1 protein-coding gene is annotated in these 1,778 nt (G+C 46.5%); it reads right to left on the bottom strand.

Annotated elements, in window-relative coordinates:
• Positions 1 to 1,778, bottom strand: a 1,778-nt coding sequence (locus ACJ751_RS26755) for an FG-GAP-like repeat-containing protein (protein ID WP_407748605.1), incomplete at both ends; no start/stop codon positions are given.

Raw genomic sequence — 1,778 nt, 5'->3', positions numbered from 1 at the left:
TCAAACTTTCAACAATCGAATTGCCAGCTATGGCCGTTGCGCTATATGTAAAATCAAAACTAATGGCGTTTGAGACGCTTGTGTTCCGGCCAATGCGAACCGTGTTATCGACATTAATAACAAGATCCAGTTTATTATCCTTATCCATATCGGCCAGGCTAACGCTTCCAAATGCACCCGGGCCGCTGGTGAGATCTATGCGTGACGCAAATGAGATTGCGCCAGGCGTGCTGTTATTCTTAAATAAGGAGACGGTATAATTGCCGTTGGTTTCAGACAAAGCAACGATATCGTTCTTTCCGTCGTTATCTACATCGCCCACAGCCACTACAGTACCTGTATTAACAGGGAAATTGATCACCTGCCCAAAAGAAATATAGCCCACTGAGCTTGTATTCCTTAATACAGACACAGCGCTTTTACCAGTAATGCCAATAGCTATCAGGTCGGGTTTGCCATCGCCATCCAGGTCACTGGCTTTTACATCCTGTAAGCCCGGGTTGGCTGGTATTTGCAGGGCACCTGTAAAAGATATATTGCCCGGCACACTGGCATTCCTGTAAATGGTTATCTGATCGGTATTGGTAGCGCCCAGAATATCAGGCATCCCGTCTCCATCAACATCAACCGTTTGTACGCCGGTTGATGCCAGTACGCTCATTAATGGGCCAACGGTATAACGGTCTTCAAAAGAAAAACTACCCTGACTGGTTGTATTACGGTGTACAATAATGGTATCATAGTTATTTACGCTATAGGCAGCTATAATATCCGTTTTGCCGTCATTATCTACATCGGCACTGGTGGCGCTTTTTATCCCCGGCAAATAAGGGTAATACTGTGCATACGCCGGCGTAAAGGATTTACCGGTAAAATAGGCTACCGTTTCTGCAAACGTGGTTGTAAATGGTTTAAACGACTGGCCCGATAAATGCGTGGCCGTGTTCAATACCGTTACAGGTTTATAACTGGCGCCCATAGGCACTGTACAGGTAATTTGATTGGTGCTGGCGCTGCTGACCGTAGCACGGGTATCGCCAAAATAAACAATATTGCCGGCGGGCGACGGATCAAAATTGTTTCCGGTGATGGTGACCGTTGTACCTACAGGGCCTTCATCCGGGGAGAACAATGTGATAACCGGCGGCGGAGAGGAAGGCGGTGCAAAATAAGTAAACCCGGGCGCAGAAAACGTTCCATATAAATGCACCAATGAAACAATACCTGTGGCGCCGGCGCCCACCACGGCTGTGATCTTGTTGGGGGAAACAATGGTAAACGAAGTGGCGCTGACTCCGCCAAATTGTACATCGCTTACATTCGCAAAGTTACTTCCGGTAATAGTAACCATTGTACCTGTACTACCCGTAGCTGGGGAAAACGAGGTGATGGCAGGCAGAACCGGTATCGAAAAATACTGGTATTGTGTTAAGGTATCACTCAAAGTTCCATTGCTAACTATCAGTTTAATGCTATCCTCCCCGCTCGCCATATTATGGAGATAAGAAATATTGTAACCGGAGCTTATCAACACATCGTTTACATACCATGTATACTGGTAACCTGGTTTACTATAGTTTTTCAGATTCACCGTGCGGGTGTTCCATACCCCGTTGGTATCTATTTTAAAATACGCCTTGGGTAACGGTGTACCCCCGCCATTGGTTGACAGCTCTAAAAAGCCATGGTCACCACCAGCCCAAAACTGGTCCTTATTCAAAAAATGTAAATCGTTATGATCATCTCCCAGGCCGGTATAACCTTCCCTGGGCAGGGGT

This window comes from Niastella sp. (assembly GCF_045805085.1).
Lineage (GTDB): Bacteria > Bacteroidota > Bacteroidia > Chitinophagales > Chitinophagaceae > Niastella.
The sequence above is the reverse complement of the archived record's forward strand: the minus strand, read 5'-3'. Positions and strand labels throughout refer to the sequence as shown.